Genomic DNA, 21,826 nt, shown 5'->3' with positions numbered 1-21,826 from the left:
ACGGTCTGCGGTCGCCGGCCGCGCCGGTGTCCTAGTTCCCCTTGCGGTCGGCTGCCACGGCGCGGTGGACGCTCTCGCGGAGCAGGGAGCGACGCTGCTCGTGAACTTCGGGGGGCTCCTGGGCGGTTGCCGCGTAGACGTTGCTGACCGGTGACCAGGCCATGGACATGGCGATGACCAGGGCCATCACGTCGAACGGGTCTCCCTGGCGCACCAGTCCGGCGGCCTGGGCTTCGGCGATGGCCCGCAACTTGCGGTCGTCGAGGCGGTCGGGGTCGTCCACCAGGTGCCCGGTCGGGCGGCGCTCGAGACGTGCCCAGGTGGCCAGCCGGATCAGGTCGGGACGGCGGAGGTACTCGTCGTAGAGCCGTACGGCCCAGTCCGCGAGGTCGGTGGCGTCGATCGGGACGACATTCACGATCCGCTCCAGCGAGCCGAAGAAGATGGCGTCGAAGAGCCCCTCCTTGTTGCCGAAGTAGGCGTAGAGCTGTGCCTTGTTCGTGCGGGCGGCGGCCACGATCCGCTCGATGCGCGCGCCGGCGATCCCGTGCTCGGCGAACTCCTGGGTCGCCACATCGAGGATGCGCTGGTACGTCGCCGCTCCGCGCGAGGTCAGGGGCCGGTCCGTCATGACCGTCAGGGTACCAAACAGAACAGTTGGTTTGCCTGGCGCCGCAGGCGCGTCTACGCTGAGATAGACCGAACAGTCTGTTTAAGGAGATGCGCGGTGCGGACAACAACTGGCTGGCAGGCGGACGGCCCGACGGCGACGCTGCGACGGACGTCGCTGCAGCGGCGCGACCTGCGTCCGGACGACCTTGCGATCCGAGTGGACTACTGCGGTGTCTGCCACACCGATCTGCACGCCGTCCGCAGCCACGACGGCGAAGGGGGCCTCCCCTTGGTGCCGGGGCACGAGTTCACGGGCGTGGTGGCCGAAACCGGGCCCGCCGTCACCCGCTTCTCCGTCGGCGACCCTGTCGCGGTCGGCAACATCGTCGATTCCTGCGGGGAGTGCTCGATGTGCCGGGTCGGCCAGGAGAACTTCTGCCACGCGTTCCCGACCCTGACCTACGGCGGCGTCGACCGTCACGACGGATCGACCACCCTGGGGGGCTACTCCCGCGAGTACGTCGTCCGCGACCGGTTCGCTCACCCTCTTCCCGCCGGTCTGGACCCGGCCGCTGCCGCTCCTCTGCTCTGCGCCGGGATCACCGTCTGGGAACCGCTGCACACCTTGGGCGTGGGGCCGCACAGTCGCGTCCTCGTGGCGGGACTGGGTGGCCTGGGCCATCTCGCGGTCAAGTTCGCCGTGGCGCTCGGGGCCGACACCTCGGTCATCAGCCGCTCACCCGACAAGGCCGACGACGCTCGTCGTCTCGGCGCCCACGGCCTCATCGTCTCGACGGACCAGGAACAGATGGCCGACGCCCGTGACCGGTTCGACGTCGTCATCGACACCATCTCCGCCCCGCACGACCTGGGCCCCTACCTGCGCCTGGTCGCCATGGACGGGACACTCAGCCACCTCGGGCACCTCGGACCCGTCACCGTGGAGACCATCGACCTCCTCGTGGGACGCAAGAAGCTCAGCTCCGCAGGCAGCGGTGGGAGGCCCGCGACCACCGCCATGCTCGATTTCTGCGCCGAGCACGGCATCACCGCCGACATCGAACTCCTCCCCTCGGCGCGCGTGAACGAGGCCCTCGAACGCCTCGGCCGCAACGACGTCCGCTACCGCTTCGTCCTCGACATGTCCGACCTGGCAGCCTGAAGGAGGTTCCGACCGGCCGTCTCGATCATCCCTGGCGGGCCGCGTCGCGCGGTCGGGGTGTGTAGTCCGGCGGTCGTGGGGGACCATGGAAGGCGACGCGCCTGTGGAGACGGGCAGGCCGCGCTCCAGGCCGGCGGATGGCCTCGCGTGCCGCCGGCCGCGGAAGGAGTGCCTGTGATGAGCGAAGCCGAATGGCGTCCGTCGGGCATCGACTGGGATCGCCCCCGCCCGGACAGCGAACCGTCGCAGCCGAGCGGGCTGATGGACCTTCTCGGCGTCGCGGCGACACTGCTGGACGCGGACGGACGGATCGTCCTGTGGAGTCCCCAGGCAGAGGAGCTGTACGGGTACACCGCGGAGGAGGCGCTCGGGCAGTACGCCGCACTGCTGCTCGTGCGTGAGGAGGACTGGGACTGGGTGATCAAGAAGTTCGCCGAGGTCATGGAGACCGGCCAGGGCTGGGGCGGCACGTTTCCCATCCGGTGCAAGGACGGGAGCACCCGGTTGGTGGAGCTGCGCAACACTCGGCTGCTGGACGACCGCGGCGACTTCTACGCCCTCGGGCTCGGCACCGACTCACCCACGCTTCGCGAGGTGGAGCGGGATGTCGCCCTGTCCACCCGGCTGATCTCCCAGTCCCCCTTCGGGCTGGCGATCCTCGACACCGACCTCAGGTACTTGGCCGTCAACCCCGCCCTGGAGCGGATGCACGGCCTCCCCGCGAAAGAGCACCTCGGCCACCCCTACCGCGAGATCATGAGCCCCGACAAGTACGAGGTGATCGAGGTCGCGATGAGGAGGGTCCTTGAGACCGGGATCCCCCTGGTCGACGAGTCCACCATCGTCGGCTTCACCCCGGCCGACCCGGAACAACGGCACGCGTGGTCGATCTCGGTGTACCGGCTGGAGGACACCCAGGGCCGTGTTCTTGGGGTGGCCGAACTCGTGGTGGACGTCAGCGAGCGCTACCAGTCGGCCATGGAGGCCACCGAGACCCGGCGGCGCCTGGCCCTGATAGCCGACGGCTCCGCTCGTATCGGCACCACCCTGGAGGTCGAGGAGACAGCCCGGGAGCTGGCCGAGGTGACTGTTCCCGAGTTCGCCGACATGGTCGCCGTGGACGTGCTCGACTCCGTCCTCGACGAGCACCGCTCCGCCTCCGACAACGGCCCCGCGCTCTTTCGCGCCCTCGCCGTGAAGGCCGCCTACCCCACCGAAGCCGTCCTGGCCGCCGATCCGCCGGGCAACATCACCACCTACGAGGCCGATCGCGTGGCCACCCGATGTGTGCGCACCGGTCGGCCCATCCTGATCGCACACGCCGATGGGAACGACCTGAGTCGCATCGCCCGCGACGACCGCGCCGCCACGTTGCTGGCGCGGGCCGGGGTGCACTCCTACATGGCCGTCCCGCTGACCGCACGCGGCGCCGTCCTGGGCTTCCTGGGGCTTTCCCGCGCCCGGGATCCACGGCCCTTCGACGAGGACGACCTCGCCATCGCCACCGAGCTCGCATTCCGCGCCGCGGTGTGCATCGACAACGCACGCACGCATCAGAGCGTGCGCACCGCCGCCGAGACCCTCCAGCGCAGCCTGCTCCCCGACCACCCGTCCCGCCTTCCCGGCCTGCAGGTCTCTTCCCGCTACGTCCCGGCACAGGCCGCCTACGAGATCGGCGGCGACTGGTACGACGTCCTCCCGCTCGCCGGCGACAAGACGGCCCTCGTCGTGGGCGACGTCATGGGCAGCGGCATCGACGCCGCCGCGGCCATGGGGCGCCTGCGCACCGCCACGGCCGCCTTCGCCAGCCTCGACCTGGAGCCGGCCCGGGTGCTCGAGCAGCTCGACTCGATCACATCCGGTCTGGAGCAGTACATCGCCACCTGCCTCTACGCGGCCTACGATCCCCACCGCGGCGAGTGCCGCATCGCCAACGCCGGCCACCTGCCCCCTGTCCTCGTGCGCAGTGGCGAGCGTCCCCGGCTGCTCGACCTGCCCGCCGGTATCCCTCTCGGAGTCGGCGGTGTCCCGTTCGAAGCGACCGCCGTGGAATTCGGCCTGGGCGACAAGCTGGTCCTGTACACGGACGGTCTGGTCGAGACCCGCCATGACTCCATCGACGAACGCCTCGCCGTCCTGGTCCGCGCCCTGGAGGGGGCCGACTGCCCGTTGGGGGAGACGTGCGACCGCCTTCTTGAGGGTCTGCGACATCCGCGCGACCGCGACGACGTCGCTCTGCTGATCGCCCGCGCGGTACGTTCCTTGTGACGAGGACGCGGGGTTACTTGCCCCAGATCTTCCGGTACGCCTCCCGATAGCCCGACGGGTCCCAGGTCGTGGCCCCGTGGCTGTTGTCGGCCGTGGTGATGTGGACGGGAGCCACATATCCGCCGGCGGGCCGACCGGAGAAGGCGCGGTTGAACTCGTCGACGATCTGCCAGCCCTGCAGGGACAGCGGCTCGGGGACGGTGGCGGCCTGGTACTGCTCGGTGTTGATGCGCTGGAAGGCGGAGGGGTCGCCGTCACCCGCGCCGATGTTGAAGGGCGGGCCGGCGCCGATCTTGCCGGCGGCACGGAAGGCGGGGGCGGCATCGGCGAAGTACAGATCGTTGATGGCGACGGAGTGGGTCCACGTGTTCCCGAAGCGGGAGAGGAGAGAGGAGATCTCCCGGGGGATGCGGCTGCTCGCGTCCGAGATCGGGATGTTTTCGTACGACAGGAGCCGCACGCCCGAGCAGGTGGAGAGGTCCCTCCTGATCAGCTCGGACTTGTTCCTGGCGAAGGGGATCGAGGCATCGGTGATGAGCACGACCCCGGCGTGGCCGTCCGAGTGAGCGATGATCCACTGGGCGCTGATTCCGGCCACGTCCTCGACCCGGGTGGTGACGTTGGTGAAGAGCCGGGGTCTTCGGCTGGGGCCGGGGGCGGCGACCGCGTGCCAGCCGATGAGCGGGATGCCTGCCTTGTCGGCCTGGGAGACCTGCCGCGACGTCGAGTTGGGGTCGAAGCCGCCGATGACGATGCCCGAGGGTCTGAGCGCCAAGGCCGCGCTCATCGCCGCCTGGATGCCTACGGGTGTGCCCCCGCCGTCGATCACCCTGACGTTCCAGCCGATGACCCGTGCGGCTTCCCGCACCCCGTTCGCGGCGCCCGCGACGCCGGGATTGGTCATGGTCTGGGCGACGTAGACGATGGTCTTGCCGGGGACTGCCGTGGGGCCGCTGGTCGGCCCGCCCCAGGGGACGTCGGTCCTTTCCGCCTGTCTGACGGCGGTCTCGGCACGGTCCTGGATCGCGGGGCAGCCGCCAGGGCCCGTGGGGGAGTTTCCAGGGCCGTTCGACGAGCCGCGTTCGCAGCCCGCGAGGACCGTTGCCGCGATGACCACTGTGGTGACGACGGACCGCGCCCTCATGACGGCGGGAGTGGCCTTGCGGTTGCCGTGCACGGGAGCTCCTCGCGGAGGAAGGGGCGGGACGATGCGGCCGAGAACACACAGGTGGTACCCGTGGCGCGGGTCATGGAGCGGTGCCCGCCGCACCACCGTCCCGCGTCGGGGAGGAGGGTGGCGGAGGCGGCGCGTCGGGCGAGTCGCGGGCCGCCGCGGCACCGGTGCGAAGGCGGCGGGCGGAGTAGCCGGACAGACCGACGGCCACGAGCAGGGTGCCGCCGTAGAACAGCGGAATCGTCCAGAAGCCCGCGCCCATCTGACCGATGCCCGTGAGGCCGACGGCCAGGACGGCGACGGCGACGACGGTGCCCATGGCGTTGAGGCGGCCGGGTCTGATCGCGGTGGAGCCGAGGAGGGCGGCGGCGAAGGCGGGGAGCAGATAGTCGAGGCCGACGCTGGGGTTGCCGATCTGCTGCTGGGCCGCGAGCAGGACGCCGGCGAAGCCGACGATCAGTCCCGACGCGGTGAACGCGTAGACGGAGTACCTGCGCGTCGGGATGCCGATGAGGTCGGCGGCGCGCCGGTTCGCGCCGATGACGTACAGGTAGCGGCCGAGCGGCAGCCGTTCCAGCACCAGCCAGAGCACGACGGCGAGACCGAGCACGTAGAAGGCGGGGACGGGAAGGCCGAGGAACATCGAGTCGTAGAGGTCGGTGAAGGCGATGGGGAGGCCCTGCGGGCCGGGGACGATCCGACCACCGTCGGTGACCCAGCCGGTCACGGCGTACAGCATGCTGCCGGTCCCGAGCGTGGCGATGAAGGAGTTGATCCGGCCGAACTCGACGATGACACCGTTGAGGATGCCCACGACCGCCCCACCCAGGATCACCGCGAGGCAGGCGGGTGGCCAGGGCCAGCCGTTGTTGACGACGAGTTGCATCACCATGACGTGCGCCAGGCCGAGGCCGTAGCCGAGGGAGAGGTCGAACCTGCCCGTCACGATGGGCACCATGGCGGCGAGCGCGAGGACGGCCGGGATCGACTGGGTGGACAGGATCGCGTCGACGGTGTCCAGCGTGGGGAAGGTGCGCGGCAGGGCGAGGGAGAAGATCAGGAAGAGCAAGGCGGTGAGCGCCAGGAGGCCGTACCTGCCGACGAGGTGCCCGCCCGGTCGGCCGAGGTGGCGCAGCGGCCTCGGTCGCTGCGGCCGGGGTCGGGGTGGGGAGGAGTCCGTCATGGGTGGGTCGCGGTTCCGGAGAGGGGCATGGCCGACGCCGCCCGGGTGAGCCCGGCGACGGTGAGGTCCGGACCGCTCAGCTCGGTCGTCACGGACCCGCGGACGAAGACCAGGGCGCGTCGGCACACGCCCGCGACCTCCTCGAAGTCGGTGGAGATCAGCAGGACCGCGAGGCCGGCGGCCAGCCCGTCGTCGAGCAGGCGGTAGACCGCGGCCTTTGCGCCGATGTCCACGCTCGCGGTCGGCTCCTCGAGGATCAGCAGGCGCAGGCCGACCCGGAGCCACCGGCCGATCACGACCTTCTGCTGGTTTCCGCCGGACAGGGTGGCGAGGGGGGCCTCGCTGTCCTGGGGCCGCACCGAGAGCCGTTCGATCAAGCCGGCTGCCTCGGCACGTTCGCGGCGGGGGCTGATCCAGCTCAGCGCCGACAGGCCGCCCGCGGCGGGGTTGGCCAGGAGGTTCTCGCGTACCGTCAGCTCGGCGGCGCAGCCCTCCCGTTGTCTGTCGCCGCTCACGAAGCCCACCCCGAGGCGGACGGCGTCGGCGACCGTGCGCGGGCTGTACGGCTGACCGCCGAGCAGGACGCGCCCGTTGAGGACGGCCCGGGAGCCGGCGAGGGCTCGGCCCAGGTCCATGTGCCCGGCGCCCGAGAGTCCGACCAGGCCCAGGACTTCCCCGGGCTCGAGGTCCAGGCTGACGGGTCCCGCGCCGGCGGTCCGTACGTCGTCGAGGGTCAGGACGGCCGGTCCGTCGGCCGGAACCGTGGCGGGCCGGTAGCCGGCCAGTTCCTCGCCGACGATGTCGTGCACCAGACGGGCGGGGCCACGGCCCGCCAGGGGGCCGTGGCTGACGAGGTGGCCGTCGCGCAGCACGGCGAAGGTGTCGGCGACCTTGTACACCTCGTCCAGCCGGTGGCTGACGTAGAGAATGCCGTGCCCCTGGTCGCGCAGGGCGTGGAGCACGCGGAAGAGCCGGGCGCAGTCCGCGGCGGGGAGTCGGGCGGTGGGCTCGTCCAGGACGATGAGCTTCGCGTGTGCCGCCAGGGCACGGGAAATGGCGACCAGCGAGCGCTCGGCGGGGGAGAGGCGGGCGATCGGCGCGTCGGGGTCGAGATGTCCGGCGACGATTTTCAGGGCGTCGGCGCAGCGCTCCCGGGTCCGCCTCCAGGAAATCAGGCCGGCGCGTCGGGGATAGCCGATGCTCAGGGCGATGCTCTCGGCGACCGTCATCCACTCCACGAGACCGAGGTCCTGGTGGATGAAGGACATGCTGCGGGAGGCGGCACGACTTCCGAGCGGGTGCCCGTCCACCGCGATCTGTCCGGCATCGGCCTGGTGGACACCGGCGAGCACCTTGATGAGCGTGGACTTTCCGGCACCGTTTGGCCCCAGAAGGGCGAGGACGCTGCCGGCGTGGACATCGAGGTCGACCCCGGCCAGTGCGAGGGTCCCGCCGAACCGCTTGCCGAGCCCGCGGATGCGGACCAGCGGCGTCGCCCCCAAGGGCGGGACGTCCTTCGGGGAAGTGTCGGGAGCGTCGTGCACGGACACCTCCGAGGGGTCGTCTGGCGAGTTCTTCCCGACCTTCATCGCCGTCATCAGTGGGGCGAATCTGAGTATTTCAGACATCCTGCCTGCTGCTGTGACTCCAGCGGGTCAGTGGGCCGCCCGGGCGATCCGCGTGTCCCGCGCTCGCCTCTCCCCTGTCCACGGTCGTGTCCGCTGGACCGCGGGCGCGGTCCTTCAGGCGGCGTCGAGCTCGCATTCGGCCCAGATGACCTTGCCCTCGGGCAGATAGCGCGTACCCCAGCTCTGTGCCAGCTGCGCCACGAGGAACAGGCCACGGCCGCCCTCGTCGGTGCTGGCCGCCCGGCGCAGGTGCGGGGCGGTGTTGCTGGAGTCGGAAACCTCGCAGATCAGGGTGCGGGCGTGGAGCAGCCGTACCCGGATGGGCCCGGCACCGTGGCGGATGGCGTTGGTCACCAGCTCGCTGAGCATCAGCTCGGCGGCGAACGCGGCCTCGTCGAGTCCCCAGTCGGCCAGTTGCCGCAGGGCGGCGGCGCGGACTTCACTGACCCGGGCCGGATCGGCGGGCAGGTCCCAGGCGGCGATCCGGTGAGGGTCCAGCGCGTGGGTGCGGGCGACGAGCAGGGCGATGTCGTCGCAGGGGTGGGCGGGCGCGACGGTTTCCAGGACCGTCTGACAGGTCTGCTCCGGTGTGTGCTCGGGGTGGGCCAGGGCGCCGCGCAGCTGATCGAGGATCACGTCGACGTCGCGGTGCCGGTCCTCGATGAGTCCGTCTGTGTAGAGGAGCAGCCGGCTGCCCTCGGGGAGGTGGATCTCGGCGGATTCGAAGGGCAGGCCGCCCAGGCCGAGAGGGGGCCCGGCGGGCAGGTCGGGGAACGACACCGTGCCGTCGGGCCGCACCAGCGCGGGCGGAGGGTGGCCGGCCCGGGCCATGGTGCACTGCTGCGAGGTCGGGTCGTAGATGGCGTACAGGCAGGTCGCACCGATGACACCGACACCGGCGGCGGCGGGTTCCTCCCGGTCCAGGCGTCCCACGAGGTTGTCGAGGTGGGTGAGGACTTCGTCCGGGGGGAAGTCGAGTTCGGCGAAGCTGCGCGCGGCGGTGCGCAGCTGGCCCATGGTGGCGGCGGAGAGCATGCCGTGGCCGACGACGTCCCCGACGAAGAGGCCGATACGGGTGCCGGAGAGAGGGATGACGTCGTACCAGTCTCCGCCGACGTCGGATTCGGCGGGCAGATAGCGATGAGCGATCTCCACGGCGTCCTGGTCGGGCAGATCGTGCGGCAACAGGCTGCGCTGGAGGGTCAGGACCATGGTGCGTTCGCGCGTGTAGCGCCGGGCGTTGTCGATGGACAGGGCGGCACGGCTGGCGAGTTCCAGGCCCAGCGAGCGGTCGTCGTCACCGAAGGGGGCGGGGTCCTGCGCACGGTAGAAGCTGGCGATGCCCAGGATCACGCCGCGGGCGACCAAGGGGACCGCGATGAGGGAGTGGACCTGGGTGAGCAGCTGTTCGGTGTGCTCGGGGTCCTGGGCGAGCCAGCCCGCGGCGGCCTTCAGATCCGGTTCCAGTACTGCCTGCCCGCTGGTCAGACAGCGCATCTGGGGCGTGGTCGGGCCGAAGTCGACCTGCTTGCCGACCGGGCTGAACGGAAGGTCGTCGCGGATCCCGTGCACCACCGTGCGGTGCAGGTCGGTGCGGGGGTCGGCGGACTCCTCGCCACGCAGTACGGCCTCGGGCAGGTCGATGGTGACGAAGTCGGCCAGTCGTGGCACCGCCGTCTCGGCGAGTTCCTGGGCGGTACGGCGCACGTCCAGGGTGGTACCTATGCGGGCGCTGGCCTCGGACAGCAGCTCCAGGCGGCGGCGCGCGGCCAGGGCGTACGTCCCCACGCGCGGTTCCCCCACCATCACGAGCCTTCTTGTCCGGGGCGAGGCGTCGGGATGATCGTCCGCCACGCCACCCCTGCCGACGGTGCCGAACGGGCCGTAGGCGATGTCGGGAAGGTGCCTGGACAACGCGGCGACGGGCCGACGCCCGGCGGCCGCCGCGGCCGGAACCAACCGGGGCGGCCGGACGGCAGTGACCACGGCGAGCCGGCTGGAGAAGCCCGGCGGTACGTCGATCCGGGTCGGGACGGCGAGGGGCTCTCGCGGTGCGGGGCCGGGCAGGACGGCCTCGATGGCAACGCCTTCCACCCCTGAGCCACTTCTCATCGGACGGCTCACGAGAGTGACCCGCCGACCGTCGAACAGGGACACGACGACAGCGGCCCGCTGCCCGCGGGAGATCAGCTCGGCGGCCTTCTCCGTGAGGACCGCCCGGTCGCCGGGATGCAGTTCGAGGGCCAGTTCGTCCACGCCGACGGTGTGGTGAAGGCCGACGGAGGCCGCGGCTCCGGTGTCCAGGTACGCCCGCAACAGAGCGCGCTCACGCGCGGAACTCTGCCCCAGCAGCCGTCGCTCGATGGCCTGGGCCGCCTTGCGTATCGTGATCGCCAACCCCGGGTCTTCGGTGCTGCTCGGATAGCCGAAGCACAGGACGCCCTCGATACGACCGCTGAGCGGATCGCGTACGGGAAGCGCGCGGCAGGCGCTTCGCTGGGAGCGCTCGGCGAAGTGCTCGGCACCGTGAACCCGGATGAGTTGCCGCTCCGCCAGTGCGAGACCGATGCCGTTGGTACCCGCGACCCGCTCGGCGAACACGAATCCCGGAACGCGCTGAAACGCCGGAAGACTCCTGGCCAGCGACGCCTCTCCGAAACGGCGCAGAAGGACCGTCCCGCTCGCATCGGCTACGGAGATGTTCATCTTGCTGCCGGCGAACATGGCCTGCAGCCGGTCGAGCACGGGGACGGCCGCACGGACGATCCGGGCATCCCGGTCGAAGTCATCCCGGAAGGGCAGGTCGGCCTGCTCCGGCGAGAGGCCGAGGGAGCGGCTGCGCTGCCACGAACTCAGGATCGATGTGCGCACGCCCACCTCGACGGGCTCACCCTGAAGAAACCGCTCACGGGAACGGGCAGGCCCTGTGCCGCCTGTCGCGTGCCCCGTCGGCATCGGTTCCCCGCCGGACAGAACCACGCTTCGCCTCACTCGCGTCTTCGACAGTCCATTCGTCGAAAATCACCTGCTATGCACAAGAATACCGAGAATACGGTTATTGGGGATATGGGTAATGGTTTATGGGGACTCGCCCGCGCGATGACCGTGCGGGGTTGTACCGCAGGCGTGGACGGGATGGTGTCCGTCGTGGGCCAGGACACCGAGGATCTGGACGCCGTGTCCTACACGCCGACGGCACCCGAGTGGGCCAGGCACATCACTCGTCTGCTTTTCCGTGAGCGCGCGTGCGGCGCAGCCGGGGAAGGCTGGCGTACATCCCGCCGTCCTCCGAAGGTGAGCAGCTATGACGCCGTCCCTCCCTGCGTCACGGCCTCGACGACATCGAATACGCGGAACCGTCGCCACGCTGCTGAGCGCGGCGGCGTTCGCCGTCTCACCGCCCGCTGTCGCGGACGGCCGGCTCACAGACGCCGACGGCGACGGGCAACCACCCCAACTCTCGGCCTCGCCGGCGCCGCCGGCGCGATGAAGGAGGTGCTCCTCGCATCGTGAACACCGTGCAGAAGGTCGCCCTCATCACCGGCGCTTCGCAAGGCATCGGCGCCGCCCTTGTCACCGCCTACCGCGAGCTCGGCTACGGGGTCGTGGCGATCTCCCGCTCCATCGGCGATTTCAGCGACCCCGAGACACTGGCCGTGCGGGCCGATGTGACCGAGCGGGGCGTCGGCGCTCGCCTCGTCGAGGCGGCTCTCGAGCGGTTCGGCCGGATCGACACGCTGATCAACAACGCCGGAATCTTCATCGCCAAGCCGTTCACCGAATACAGCGACGAGGACTACGACGCTGTGGCCGGGGTGAATCTGCGCGGCTTCTTCGAGGTCTCCCGCAGCGCCGTGGCCGCCATGCTCTCCCGGGCCGGTGGGGGCCACCTGGTGAACATCTCGACCACCCTGGTCGACCACGCCGACTCGCGGGTGCCCGCAGCGCTCGCTTCGCTGACCAAAGGTGGGCTGAACGCGGTCACCAAGGCGCTGGCGATCGAGTACGCGTCCCGCGGCATCCGGGTCAACACCGTCGCGCTCGGCACCGTCCGCACCCCGATGCACCCGACCGCGGAGTACGAGGCTCTCGCCGCGTTGCAGCCGATCGGCCGGGTGGGCGAGATCGACGAGGTGGTCGACGCGGTCCTGTACCTCGAGAGCGCCTCGTTCGTCACCGGAGAGATCCTGCACGTCGACGGGGGCCAGAGCGCGGGGCGCTGAGCGGCGGTGTGCCGGGCCCCTGCCGGCACGTGTGCCGTCGATTGCCGCCACGTCAACAACCGGTGACGGCCGGTTCGCGAAATACTTTCGGAAACGTGCCGGTGACACAGCGGCGTCGCGTCCCAATACTGTCTCCATCCGGCTCACGCCTCATTGAGTGGAATGTGCATCCGTGAGCAATCGGGGCTGTCGGCCTCACACTCCGTCAATCGGCTGTTCTCGACAGGGACTTCGTGTCGATCCTTCCAGGGGAATTGCATTGATAAAGAAGTTGGTACGGAAGGCTCTCGCGTCGGCGACAGCCGTCGGCGTCGGCCTGGCGTTCGGCATCGCCTCCGCGGTGAGCGCGTCGGCATATCAGCCGAGCCCGTCGAACCTGTATGTGGCGGACAACCCCGCCGCGTGCAACAAGAACCCCTGCGTTCTGTACCCGAAGTCGGCCCAGCTTCCGAGCGGCCGGATCGTGGCGGCGTTCGAGAACGATCAGACCGCCCCGGTGGGCCAGACGATGCCCGTCTACAAGAGCGACGACGAGGGGACGACGTGGCAGAAGCTGGCCGATGTCAAAGCACCGGCCTACCTGTCGAGTGACGCCAAGTACGCGAAGTACACGAGCAATTGGACGAACCCGTATCTCTATGTGCTCCCGCAGAATGTCGGAAACCTGAGCGCCGGCACACTGCTTCTCGCGAGCGTGGTCTCGGGGGACGACTATTACTACGAAGAGCAGAAGGCCGCCAATTCCAGTTGGACGCCGTCCAGTGACGGCGACCGCAAGGACGTGGCGCTCGCGCTGTACTCCAGCACCGACGACGGCGCGACCTGGAACATCGTCAACATCATCGCCACCGGCGGCTGGCAGGGCGGCAGCGCGGGAAGCCTCGGGCGCGTCTCGACCGCCAACACCCACGCGCAGGTCGACCCGGTCTGGGAGCCGCACCTCGTCGCCCGGAACGGCCAACTCGTCGCCTACTACTCGGACGAGAACGACTACCTCGGCTACGACGCCGGCACCGGCGTGCCGGTCCTCGACCCGGACAACGACACCGCGCCGGACTCGGGCGGCCAGGTCCTCGTGCACAGAACCTGGGACGGCAGCAGCACCTCCTGGAGCGGACCGGTCGTCGACGTCCCGGGTTCCACCGTGGACCGCGGCAACGGCAAGACGGAGATCGGCGGCGGCCGCCCGGGCATGACGACGATCGCCCCGACCACCGACGGCAAATGGCTCCTCACCTACGAGTACTGGGGTGGCGGAACGAACGTCCGATACAAGATCGCGGACGATCCCCTGAAGTTCTACGCAGCCGCCGACGCCCCGATCACCAACCTGCCCGTGCCCACCGGCGGACACACGCTGTCCACGGGCGGCAGCCCGGTGCTCCTCCCGATGCCGGACGGACGGATCGTCTACAACGCGTCGGGCAGCGGCAGCGTCTGGGTGAACGAGTCCGGTCTCAGCAACGGGTCCTGGAAGGAGTACCAGACACCGATCGCTGCCGGATACAGCCGCAATCTCCAGTACGTGACGGGCACGGGACGCGTCCTCGTCCTCCAGGCATCCTGGAGCGGCGGAAGCGTCGGGCCCGTGCACTATGCCGAGGTCGACCTCGGCCGGTCCGACGGTACCTACGACACCCTCGTCAACCGTCTGACCGGTCAGGTCCTCAGCCCCGACACCGGGAAGACGCAGGACGCGAACCTCACCGGAAACGTCCCCGACCTCGTCCTCAAGGCCCGGAACGCCTCGGACGACGCGCAGCGCTGGCATCTCACGGCGAAGGGCGCCAACGTGACCCTGCTCAACAAGACCGGCGGCCGCTCGGTCGCCATCTGGACCGGCAGCGCGACGGCCGGGCAGAAGCTGGCCCAGTGGGTCGACGACGGAGCCACCGACAAGCAGTGGACCCTGGTCTCGTCGTCGACCAGCGGGTACTACAAGCTCCGTTCGGTCAAGAACACCAGCCTGTACATGAGCGGAGCGACCGCGGGCGGCTCCGTCACCGTGGCGGCGTCGGCCGACGACGGCTCACAGGACTGGCAGTTGGTCCAGGATCCCCTGCCCACGGACGCGGCCTTCACCCTGAAGGGCGCCAACTCCGGCCGCTGCCTCGACGTCCCGAACGGCCAGACGGGCGTCCAGGTCCAGATCTACGACTGCTCGGGCAACGCCAACCAGACCATCACCCAGACCACGGCCGGCGAACTCCGCGTCTCCGGCAACTGCCTCGCCGCGAACGGTGACGGCACCACCGCGGGTACCAAGCTCATCCTGTGGGCCTGCAACGGGAAGTCCAGCCAGAAGTGGTGGTTCCGACTGGACGGTTCCGTCGTCAACCGCTCCAACGGTCTCGCCATCGACGTCACCAACTGGGGGACGGCCAACGGCTCGCCCGTGGAACTCTGGACGGCCCTCGGCAACGCCACCCAGAGGTGGAGCCGGGGATAGCCGATTCGGGCGGGGTGCGTGCCGCACCCCGCCCGAACGGCTGTCAGCGGGACTTGTCCGCGTGTCGGGGAACGGACGTCGACGTCCGCAGTACCAGCTCCGTCGCCAGCTCGATCCGCGGGGACACCGGCGGTCGGCCCTCGGCGAGCTGCATGAGGACCCGAGTCGCCTCGTGCCCCAGTTCCTCGAACGGCTGGCGCACCGCGCTCAGGGGCGGACAGGCCATGGCCGCGACCAGGGTGTCGTCGAAGGACATGACGGCCAGATCGTCCGGTACGCCGAACCCCTCCTGGCGGGCGGCCTCCAGCACGCCGAGGGCCTGCGCGTCGCTGGCCGCGAAGACGGCCGTGGGCGGCTCGGCGGAGCGGAGGATCTGGAGGCTGGCGGTCAGCGCCTCGTCGTAGTCGAAGTCGGTGGAGCGGACGATCGACGGGTCGTAGCCGATCCCCGCTTCCTCCAGGGCCGCTCGGTAGCCGTGCAGGCGAGCCGCCCCGGCCAGGGAGTGCGAGCGGCCCGCGACCATGCCGATCCGGGTGTGCCCGAGTCCGAGGAGGTGCTGCATCGCGTCCCTGGCGCCGTTCCAGTTGGTCACCCCGATGCTCGGGATGTCCAGGGACGGCGCGCTGAGCGGGTCGATCAGCACCACCGGGAGGCGCTGCTCGACGATGCGGCGCTGGTCCTCCTCGGCCAGCATCGAGATCACGATGATCAGCCCGGCTGCACCGAGCGCCACGCACTCCTCCAGCCACCGTGAGATGGGCCGCCGACTCGTCGTCCCGGTCACCACGTTGATACCGAGTTCGCCGGCCGCGTCCACGATTCCGCGGGCGACTTCCAGTGTGTAGGGCCCGGACATGTCCCGGAACACCGCGATGATCTGCCGGGGTCGGGCGGGCTCCGGCTCCCACGGGCGGACGTACCCGTTGCGCGCCAGCAACTCCTCCACGCGGGCCCGGGTCGCCGCACCGACGTCACGGCGCCGGTGCACGACCTTGGACACGGTGCTGAGGGACACCCCCGCCTCGGCGGCGATGCCCGTCAGCAGCCCGTACTGCGTCTCCAGTTGAGCCTTGCCCTGAGCTGCCACCCGATGCCCGCCCCATTGCCGACACCGATGCGCCGAAAACGCATCGAATCCCTGGTCAGAACCTCCGCCGCAAGCTAACGGGACCGTGTGCCCAGGGGCAAGACCGGTGCCGCCGCTGCCGTGCCTGCCCGGCTACGCCCGCTCGACGGTCACCCGCACGGTGTGGTGTCGTACGACCGTCGCGTCCCGTTCCTCGCCGACGAGCCGGACCGTGCCCCGCGCCGGGGTGTCCAGACTCGACGATCCCGCGTACAGCAGGATCTCGCCGGGCTCGACGACGCGGTGCCCCGCCAGGCCGGTGAAGGCCAGCCGGTCGGTGTGCACGGCGAAGCGGACGGTGGCGCTCTCGCCGGGGGCGAGGTCGACCTTGGCGAAGGCCAGCAGTGCGCGAACCGGCCGGGTGACCTGGGCGACCGGGTCGACGGCGTAGAGCTGGACCGTCTCGGCGCCGGGTAGGTCACCTGTGTTCCGTACCTGCGCGGAGACGGTGAACTCCCCGTCTGTAGGCACCTGTTCGCGGTCGACGGCCATCTCGTCGATCTCGAAGGTGGTGTACGAAAGGCCGTGCCCGAAGGGGAACGCGGGGGTCGGATCGAGGTTGGACAGCCAGCTCTGCCGGTCGCCCAGCGGCGGGTGGAGGTAGGTGTGGGGCTGACCGCCAGGGGACATGGGGAGCTGTACTGGCAGTTTCCCGCTGAAGTTCCCCGTGCCGGCGAGGAGTTCGGCCACCGCCCGGCCGCCCTCCTCGCCGGGCAGGAAGACCTGCACCATCGCGGCGGCGTCAGTGGCGAACCGGCCCACGGCGTAGGGGCGTCCACTGCTGACCACCAGGACGACCGGCCTGTTGGTCGCGAGGACCGCCTCCACCAACTCCTCCTGTACGCCCGGCAGTCGAAGATCCTCGACGTCGCAGCCTTCGCCGGAGGTGCCGACGCCGAACATGCCGGCCTTGTCCCCGACGACCAGGACCGTCACGTCGGCGGTGGAGCAGGCCTCGACGGCGGCCGGGATGCCGGTGCGGTCCTCGTCGCGGATCGGGCAGCCCTGGGCGAACTGCCAGTCCACACCCGACAGTTCGGTGGCGAGCGCGGCGCGCAGGGACACGGCCTCCACCCCGTTGCCGAGGTCGTCGCGGTCGGCGAGGACGTGGTTGGGGAAGCTGTAGCAGCCGAACATGGTGCGGACGTCGTCGGCGCACGGGCCGATCAGAGCGATCCGGCCGGCCGGGGGGAGAGGTAGGACGCCGTCGTTCGTCAGTAGCACGGCGCTCGACCGGGCCACGGTGTGGGCGAGTTGCCGGTGCTCCGCCTTGTCCAGGTCAAGTGCGCCCGCGCGCAGGGCGGGCGGGCGCGGGTCCCAGTCGGGGTCGAGCAGCCCCAGCTCGATCTTCTGCCGCAGCACCCGGCGTACCGCTCGGTCGACCGCGCTCTCGGCCACCTGCCCCTTCTCCACGGCGCTCACCAGCGCCTCGCCGAAGCCGCGCTGGTCGGGCAGTTCGACATCCATCCCGGCCCGCAGGGCGAGCGCCCCGGCCGCGGGCAGGTCGGCCGCCACCCGGTGCGCGTTCACCAGGAACGGCAGCGACCAGTAGTCGGAGACGACGGTGCCCTCGAAGCCCCACTGGTCGCGGAGCACGGACGTCAGCAGCCACTCGCTCGCGGCGGGGGCCTCGCCGTCGATCTCGGCGTACGAGTTCATGACCGACCCCACACCCGCGGCGACGAGCCGTTCGAAGGGCGGCAGGATGACGTCGAACAGCTCCCGGCGGCCGAGCTGAGCGGGGGCATGGTTGCGGCCGCCCATCGAGGCGGAGTACCCCGCGAAGTGTTTGAGGGTGGCGACCACCCCCGCGCTCTGCACGCCCAGGACATAGGCCTCGGCCATCTCGCCGACGAGGTACGGGTCCTCACCGAAGGTCTCCTCGCAGCGGCCCCAGCGGTAGTCGCGGATCACGTCGACGACGGGGGCCAGACCCTGGTGGATGCCGGCCTCGGCCATGTCGGAGCCGATGGCCTCGCCGACCCGGCGGATCAGGGCGGGGTCGAAGGTGGCCGCCATGCCCAGGGAGGTCGGGTAGATCGTGGCGCCGTAGGCGGTGAAGCCGGTCAGGCACTCGTCGTGCGCCATGGCCGGGATGCCGAACCGGCTCTGGTTCATGACCTGTTGCTGGTGCCCGGCCAGCAGCCGGGCGTGTTCCAACGCGGGCCGGGGGAGGGTGCCGTAGGGGCGGGTGAGCTGGCCCAAGCCGTGCCGGGCGGTCTCGTCGAGGTCACCGACCCGGCCGAAGTGGTTGCTGCCCGGGGCGACTTCGGGGCCGTCGGCCTCGATGTCCTCCCAGGTGCTGCTCAGTTGCGCGACCTTCTCGGGCAGGGTGAGCCGGGCGAGCAGGGTCTCGACGCGCTCGTCGACCGGCAGTGCGGGGTCGGTCCAGGGGCGATCGGGCCCGGTGCTGTCTCCCGGGTGCGGGAGGCCGCCGTGGTCCGGCATGGTGGTCGTCATTCACGACTCCTCGGGGAGGTACGGGGGAACGCGTCGCGGCGGCCGGGCATGCCAACCCGGCCGCCGTCGCGGGACGCGTTGCTGAGACGAAGGTGGTGAGGCGGGCGAGGGCCCGCTACTTGGAGAATCCGGCGGTGAGGCCGGCGACGAGCTGGCGCCGCGCGAGCACGAACACCACGAACATGGGCAGCGTGGAGAGCACCACCGCGGCCATGGTCGCCGGAACGTCGATGCCGAACTGGCCCCGGTAGAGCGTCAGGGCGAGCGGCAGCACCGCCTTGTCGCCGCTCTGGGTGAGGATCAGCGGGAAGAGGAAGCCGTTCCAGACCTGGAGGCCGTCGTACACGGCGACCGTCACCAGCGCCGGGCGTGCCAGCGGCGCCGCGAGCGAGACAAGCATGCGCCAGTCCCCCGCGCCGTCGACGACCATCGCCTCGAACAGGGAACGGGGCACGTCCCGCAGGAAGCTCACCAGGATCATCACGGTGATGGGCAGCGCGAACGCCACCGACGGCAGCACGATCGCCGCCAGGCTGTCGTACAACCGCATCCGGATGATCAGCAGGTACACCGGGATGATGACCGCCTGCAACGGGATCGCCAGGCCCAGCAGGAACAGCCGGAACGTCACCCGCGACCAGCGGCTGCCGGAGTTGCGGACGATCGCGAACGCCGCCATCAGGGCCGCGACGACGGTGAACACGACCGTCGCCACTGTGACGACGGCGCTGTTGAGCAGATAGGTCGCGAAGTCGCCGTCCAGGACGGTTCGGTAGTTCGCCAGGGTGGGGTGGCCGGGCGGGGCCAGCGGACTCGCGGTGGTGAAGTCCGTACCGCTGCGCAGGCTGGTCACGACGAGCCAGTAGACGGGCACGACGACCAGCGCCGTCCACAGCAGCGCGGCGCCGCCGGTGACGGCACGGCGCAGGGTCGTCGCCGCCCGGTGCGGCCAGGGGGCCCGCCGCGCCGTCACCGGACGCCCGGCGGCGTCCGCCCCGTCGTCCTGGCCGACACCTGCGCGCGTCCGTGTCAGGGTGGTGCTCACAGGCCCTCCTGTTGGCTGTCCATCCGGGTGAACCCGGACAGGCGGGTGGTCAGCAGCGACAGACCGAGGCCGAACGCCACCAGCAGAGTGGCGACCGCGCTGGCCCGACCCATGTCGTGCGCCTGGAAACCCGTGATGTACATGGCCAGCGGCAGCACGCGGGTGGCGGTGCCGGGACCGCCGGTGCCGCCGGACAGCACGAAGATCAGGTCGAAGTACGTCAGCGAGCCCACCAGCATGAGCGTGCTGGACGTGACCATCGTGTACTTCAACTGCGGCAGCGTGATACGCAGGAACCGGGTCGCGGGACCGGCGCCGTCGATCGCGGCGGCCTCGTACAGCGCGGTCGGGATCTGCCGTATCCCGGCCTGGTAGAGCAGCGCGTGGAACGGCACGAACTGCCAGGCGATCACGAAGATCACCGTATACAGCGCCAGGTCCGGCGAGCCCAGCAACGGCCTTGCCAGCCAGTGCAGTCCGGGCGTGGCACCGATGCCGAACGAGGGGTCGAGCAGGGCCTGCCAGGTCAGTCCGATCGCCACGGCGGACAGCAGCAGGGGCAGGAACCAGAGCACCGCGAAGAGGGAGCGCAGGCGCCCGTGCGGCGCCTGGAAGACGCCGAGGGCGAGAGCCAGCGGTGTCTGGACCAGCCAGCTGATCACCATCACCTTGACGGTGAGCCACAGCGCCTGCCAGGTGGCACCGTCCGTCAGGACGGAACTCCAGTTGGCGCCGCCGGCCCAGCCGATGGAGCCCAGGCCGTCCCAGCGGGCGAAGCCGAGCGCCACCACGCCCACGAGGGGGACCAGACCGAACAGACCGAAGAGGATCAGGGCGGGGGCCGCCATGAGAGCGCCACTGAAGCGGCGCCCCCCACGGCCGGTCGTACGGGTCGTACGGGGGGTGCGGAGCGTGGTGGCCACTACGAGCCCGCCTTGCTCATGTTCGCGCCGAACTGCTCGGGCTTGATCTGCCGCAGGAACGACTTGTCGACGTTGGTCAGGAGCGGGTCGGCCTGGTCCGAGGGCAGGGCCTGGTCCCAGGAGAGCTGGAAGCTCGGGGCGTTCTGCACCAGGTCGTAGACGAACGTCAGCCACGCCTTGTCGGACGACTTCGTCGCCGCCAGCTTCGACTCCAGACCGTTGACCGGCGGCACGCTGCCTGCCGCGAGGTAGGCGTCGATCTGGGAGTCGTCGAGGACGTAGTTCTTCAGGTAGGCGATGGCCGCGGACTTGTGCCCGCTCGACGCGTTCAGCGACAGGAAGTTCGAGGGGTTGCCGACGATGCTCTTCGCGTTGCCCGCGCCTCCGGTCAGCGCCGGGAAGGCGACATAGCCCAGGTCCTTCTTGACGAAGTCCGGTGCGGCCTTGACGAGGTTGGCGTACTCCCAGGTGCCCATCACCTCCATGCCCGCCTTGCCGGTGTAGAGCAGGGCCGTGGAGGCGCCCTGGTCGTAGTTCACGGAGGAGGCGTTGTTCCCGAACGCGCCGGCCTTGGCCAGGTCCTGGAGGTACTGATTGGCCTTGGTGACCGTCGGATCCGTCCACGCAGTGGCGTCACCGGAAGCGATCTTCGAGAACGCCCGAGACCCGCCCGTGCGGTCGAGCAGGTACTCCAGGTACATCAGCGTGGGCCACTTGGAGTTCGCCGCGAGGGACATCGGAATCACTCCGTCGCCCTTCAGCTTCCCCACGGCCGTCATGAGCTCGTCGTACGTCTTCGGCGGTTCCGCGCCCGCGCTCTTGAGCACCTTCTTGTTGTAGTAGAGGACGACCGGGGCGAGGCCGTTGGCGGGAACGCCGTAGACCTTGCCGTCGAAGGTGGCGCTCTGCATCACGCTCGGCGTGAACCGGTCCGTCTTCACCTGTGCCGCCGTCAGCGCGTCGACCTTGCCCGCCTTGACGTAGTCGTCCAGTGCTCCACCGCCCCAGTTGAAGAAGATGTCCGGCGCCTGGTTCGCGCCGAAGGCCACCCGCAGCTTCTGCTTGTAGTCGTCGTTCGCGTACAGCCGCAGCGTGATCTTCTCGTCGGGGTGGTCCTTGTTGTAGGCGTCGACGGACTCCTTGAGGATCGTCTGGTCGTTCAGCGCCCACATCGTCAGGCCCTTCGCCGACGTCGTCGTGGACGGTCCCGAAGTCCCGCACGCGGCGAGGCCGAAGGCCGCCGCGACGGTGACGGCGGACGCGACGACGCGCCGGGCTCTGATGTTCCGGAATCCGCGCATGTTCTGCCTCATCTCTCTGCACGCCGTGGGTGCGTCAGGCAGATCGGAAAGCATTACGAAAGGCTTTCGGATGTCCCGCCGAGGCGGCCTGCCTGCTGGATCGGGAGACTGACATGTCCTTCACACCCGGGACAAGGAGGGGAAATGCCTCGGTTACGAAAGACTTTCGTGACGCGGACCCCCCCCCGGGGGAACAGGGGGGGCGCGGTGCCCCTCCCGCGGGGGGGGCCCCGCCCGGCCCCCTGTCCCGCCCCCCCGCGTCGGGGGCCGCG

General features: G+C 70.3%; 14 protein-coding genes. 4 read left to right on the top strand and 10 right to left on the bottom strand.

Annotated elements, in window-relative coordinates:
• Window positions 1-31 precede the first annotated feature (31 nt).
• Complete coding sequence (locus tag KVT44_RS24265; protein ID WP_217568496.1) at window positions 32-631, bottom strand: TetR family transcriptional regulator; 600 nt, start codon at window positions 629-631, stop codon at window positions 32-34.
• 96 nt (window positions 632-727) lie between these two features.
• Between KVT44_RS24265 and KVT44_RS24260 the strand changes: the two genes are divergently transcribed.
• Window positions 728-1,774, top strand: coding sequence for an NAD(P)-dependent alcohol dehydrogenase (locus KVT44_RS24260; protein ID WP_217568494.1), 1,047 nt, complete (start codon window positions 728-730; stop codon window positions 1,772-1,774).
• Window positions 1,775-1,951: 177 nt separating this feature from the next.
• Window positions 1,952-4,042 (top strand): SpoIIE family protein phosphatase, encoded by a 2,091-nt coding sequence (locus tag KVT44_RS24255; RefSeq protein ID WP_217568492.1) that lies wholly within the window; start codon window positions 1,952-1,954, stop codon window positions 4,040-4,042.
• A 13-nt stretch (window positions 4,043-4,055) separates the two neighbouring features.
• On the opposite strand, the gene KVT44_RS24250 is transcribed toward KVT44_RS24255, so the two are convergent.
• The 4 genes from KVT44_RS24250 to KVT44_RS24235 form a co-directional block, all read right to left on the bottom strand.
• A complete protein-coding gene (locus tag KVT44_RS24250) occupies window positions 4,056-5,186 on the bottom strand; it encodes a substrate-binding domain-containing protein (RefSeq protein WP_217568796.1) in 1,131 nt (376 codons plus the stop codon).
• Window positions 5,187-5,289: 103 nt separating this feature from the next.
• The gene (locus KVT44_RS24245) at window positions 5,290-6,399 is read right to left on the bottom strand and encodes an ABC transporter permease (protein WP_217568490.1); all 1,110 of its coding nucleotides are present in this window, start codon (window positions 6,397-6,399) and stop codon (window positions 5,290-5,292) included.
• Window positions 6,396-7,943: a sugar ABC transporter ATP-binding protein gene (locus tag KVT44_RS24240; RefSeq protein ID WP_217568794.1), complete on the bottom strand. Its 1,548-nt coding sequence runs from the start codon at window positions 7,941-7,943 to the stop codon at window positions 6,396-6,398. The genes KVT44_RS24245 and KVT44_RS24240 overlap by 4 nt, the downstream gene beginning before the upstream one ends.
• Before the next feature lie 198 nt (window positions 7,944-8,141).
• The gene (locus tag KVT44_RS24235) at window positions 8,142-11,006 is read right to left on the bottom strand and encodes a SpoIIE family protein phosphatase (RefSeq protein ID WP_217568488.1); all 2,865 of its coding nucleotides are present in this window, start codon (window positions 11,004-11,006) and stop codon (window positions 8,142-8,144) included.
• 530 nt (window positions 11,007-11,536) lie between these two features.
• Between KVT44_RS24235 and KVT44_RS24230 the strand changes: the two genes are divergently transcribed.
• Both KVT44_RS24230 and KVT44_RS24225 read left to right on the top strand, forming a co-directional pair.
• Complete coding sequence (locus KVT44_RS24230; protein WP_217568486.1) at window positions 11,537-12,250, top strand: SDR family NAD(P)-dependent oxidoreductase; 714 nt, start codon at window positions 11,537-11,539, stop codon at window positions 12,248-12,250.
• Between the two features lie 382 nt (window positions 12,251-12,632).
• Entirely contained in the window at window positions 12,633-14,699 is a 2,067-nt protein-coding gene (locus tag KVT44_RS24225; RefSeq protein ID WP_308314096.1) for an RICIN domain-containing protein, read from the top strand.
• A 43-nt stretch (window positions 14,700-14,742) separates the two neighbouring features.
• On the opposite strand, the gene KVT44_RS24220 is transcribed toward KVT44_RS24225, so the two are convergent.
• The 5 genes from KVT44_RS24220 to KVT44_RS24200 form a co-directional block, all read right to left on the bottom strand.
• On the bottom strand, window positions 14,743-15,786 hold the full coding sequence (locus KVT44_RS24220; protein WP_217568484.1) for a LacI family DNA-binding transcriptional regulator: 1,044 nt from the start codon (window positions 15,784-15,786) through the stop codon (window positions 14,743-14,745).
• Window positions 15,787-15,918: 132 nt separating this feature from the next.
• Complete coding sequence (locus KVT44_RS24215) at window positions 15,919-18,285, bottom strand: glycoside hydrolase family 3 N-terminal domain-containing protein (RefSeq protein WP_217568482.1); 2,367 nt, start codon at window positions 18,283-18,285, stop codon at window positions 15,919-15,921.
• Between the two features lie 115 nt (window positions 18,286-18,400).
• Window positions 18,401-19,330 (bottom strand): carbohydrate ABC transporter permease, encoded by a 930-nt coding sequence (locus KVT44_RS24210; protein ID WP_308314081.1) that lies wholly within the window; start codon window positions 19,328-19,330, stop codon window positions 18,401-18,403.
• Complete coding sequence (locus KVT44_RS24205; RefSeq protein WP_099925105.1) at window positions 19,327-20,178, bottom strand: carbohydrate ABC transporter permease; 852 nt, start codon at window positions 20,176-20,178, stop codon at window positions 19,327-19,329. Before KVT44_RS24205 ends, KVT44_RS24210 begins: the two co-directional genes overlap by 4 nt.
• 74 nt (window positions 20,179-20,252) lie before the next feature.
• A complete protein-coding gene (locus tag KVT44_RS24200) occupies window positions 20,253-21,554 on the bottom strand; it encodes an extracellular solute-binding protein (RefSeq protein ID WP_217568480.1) in 1,302 nt (433 codons plus the stop codon).
• Window positions 21,555-21,826: the final 272 nt, after the last annotated feature.

Source organism: Streptomyces sp. GbtcB7 (genome assembly GCF_019091445.1).
Classification (GTDB): Bacteria; Actinomycetota; Actinomycetes; order Streptomycetales; family Streptomycetaceae; genus Streptomyces; species Streptomyces mirabilis.
This window is presented reverse-complemented; position numbering and strand designations above follow the sequence as displayed.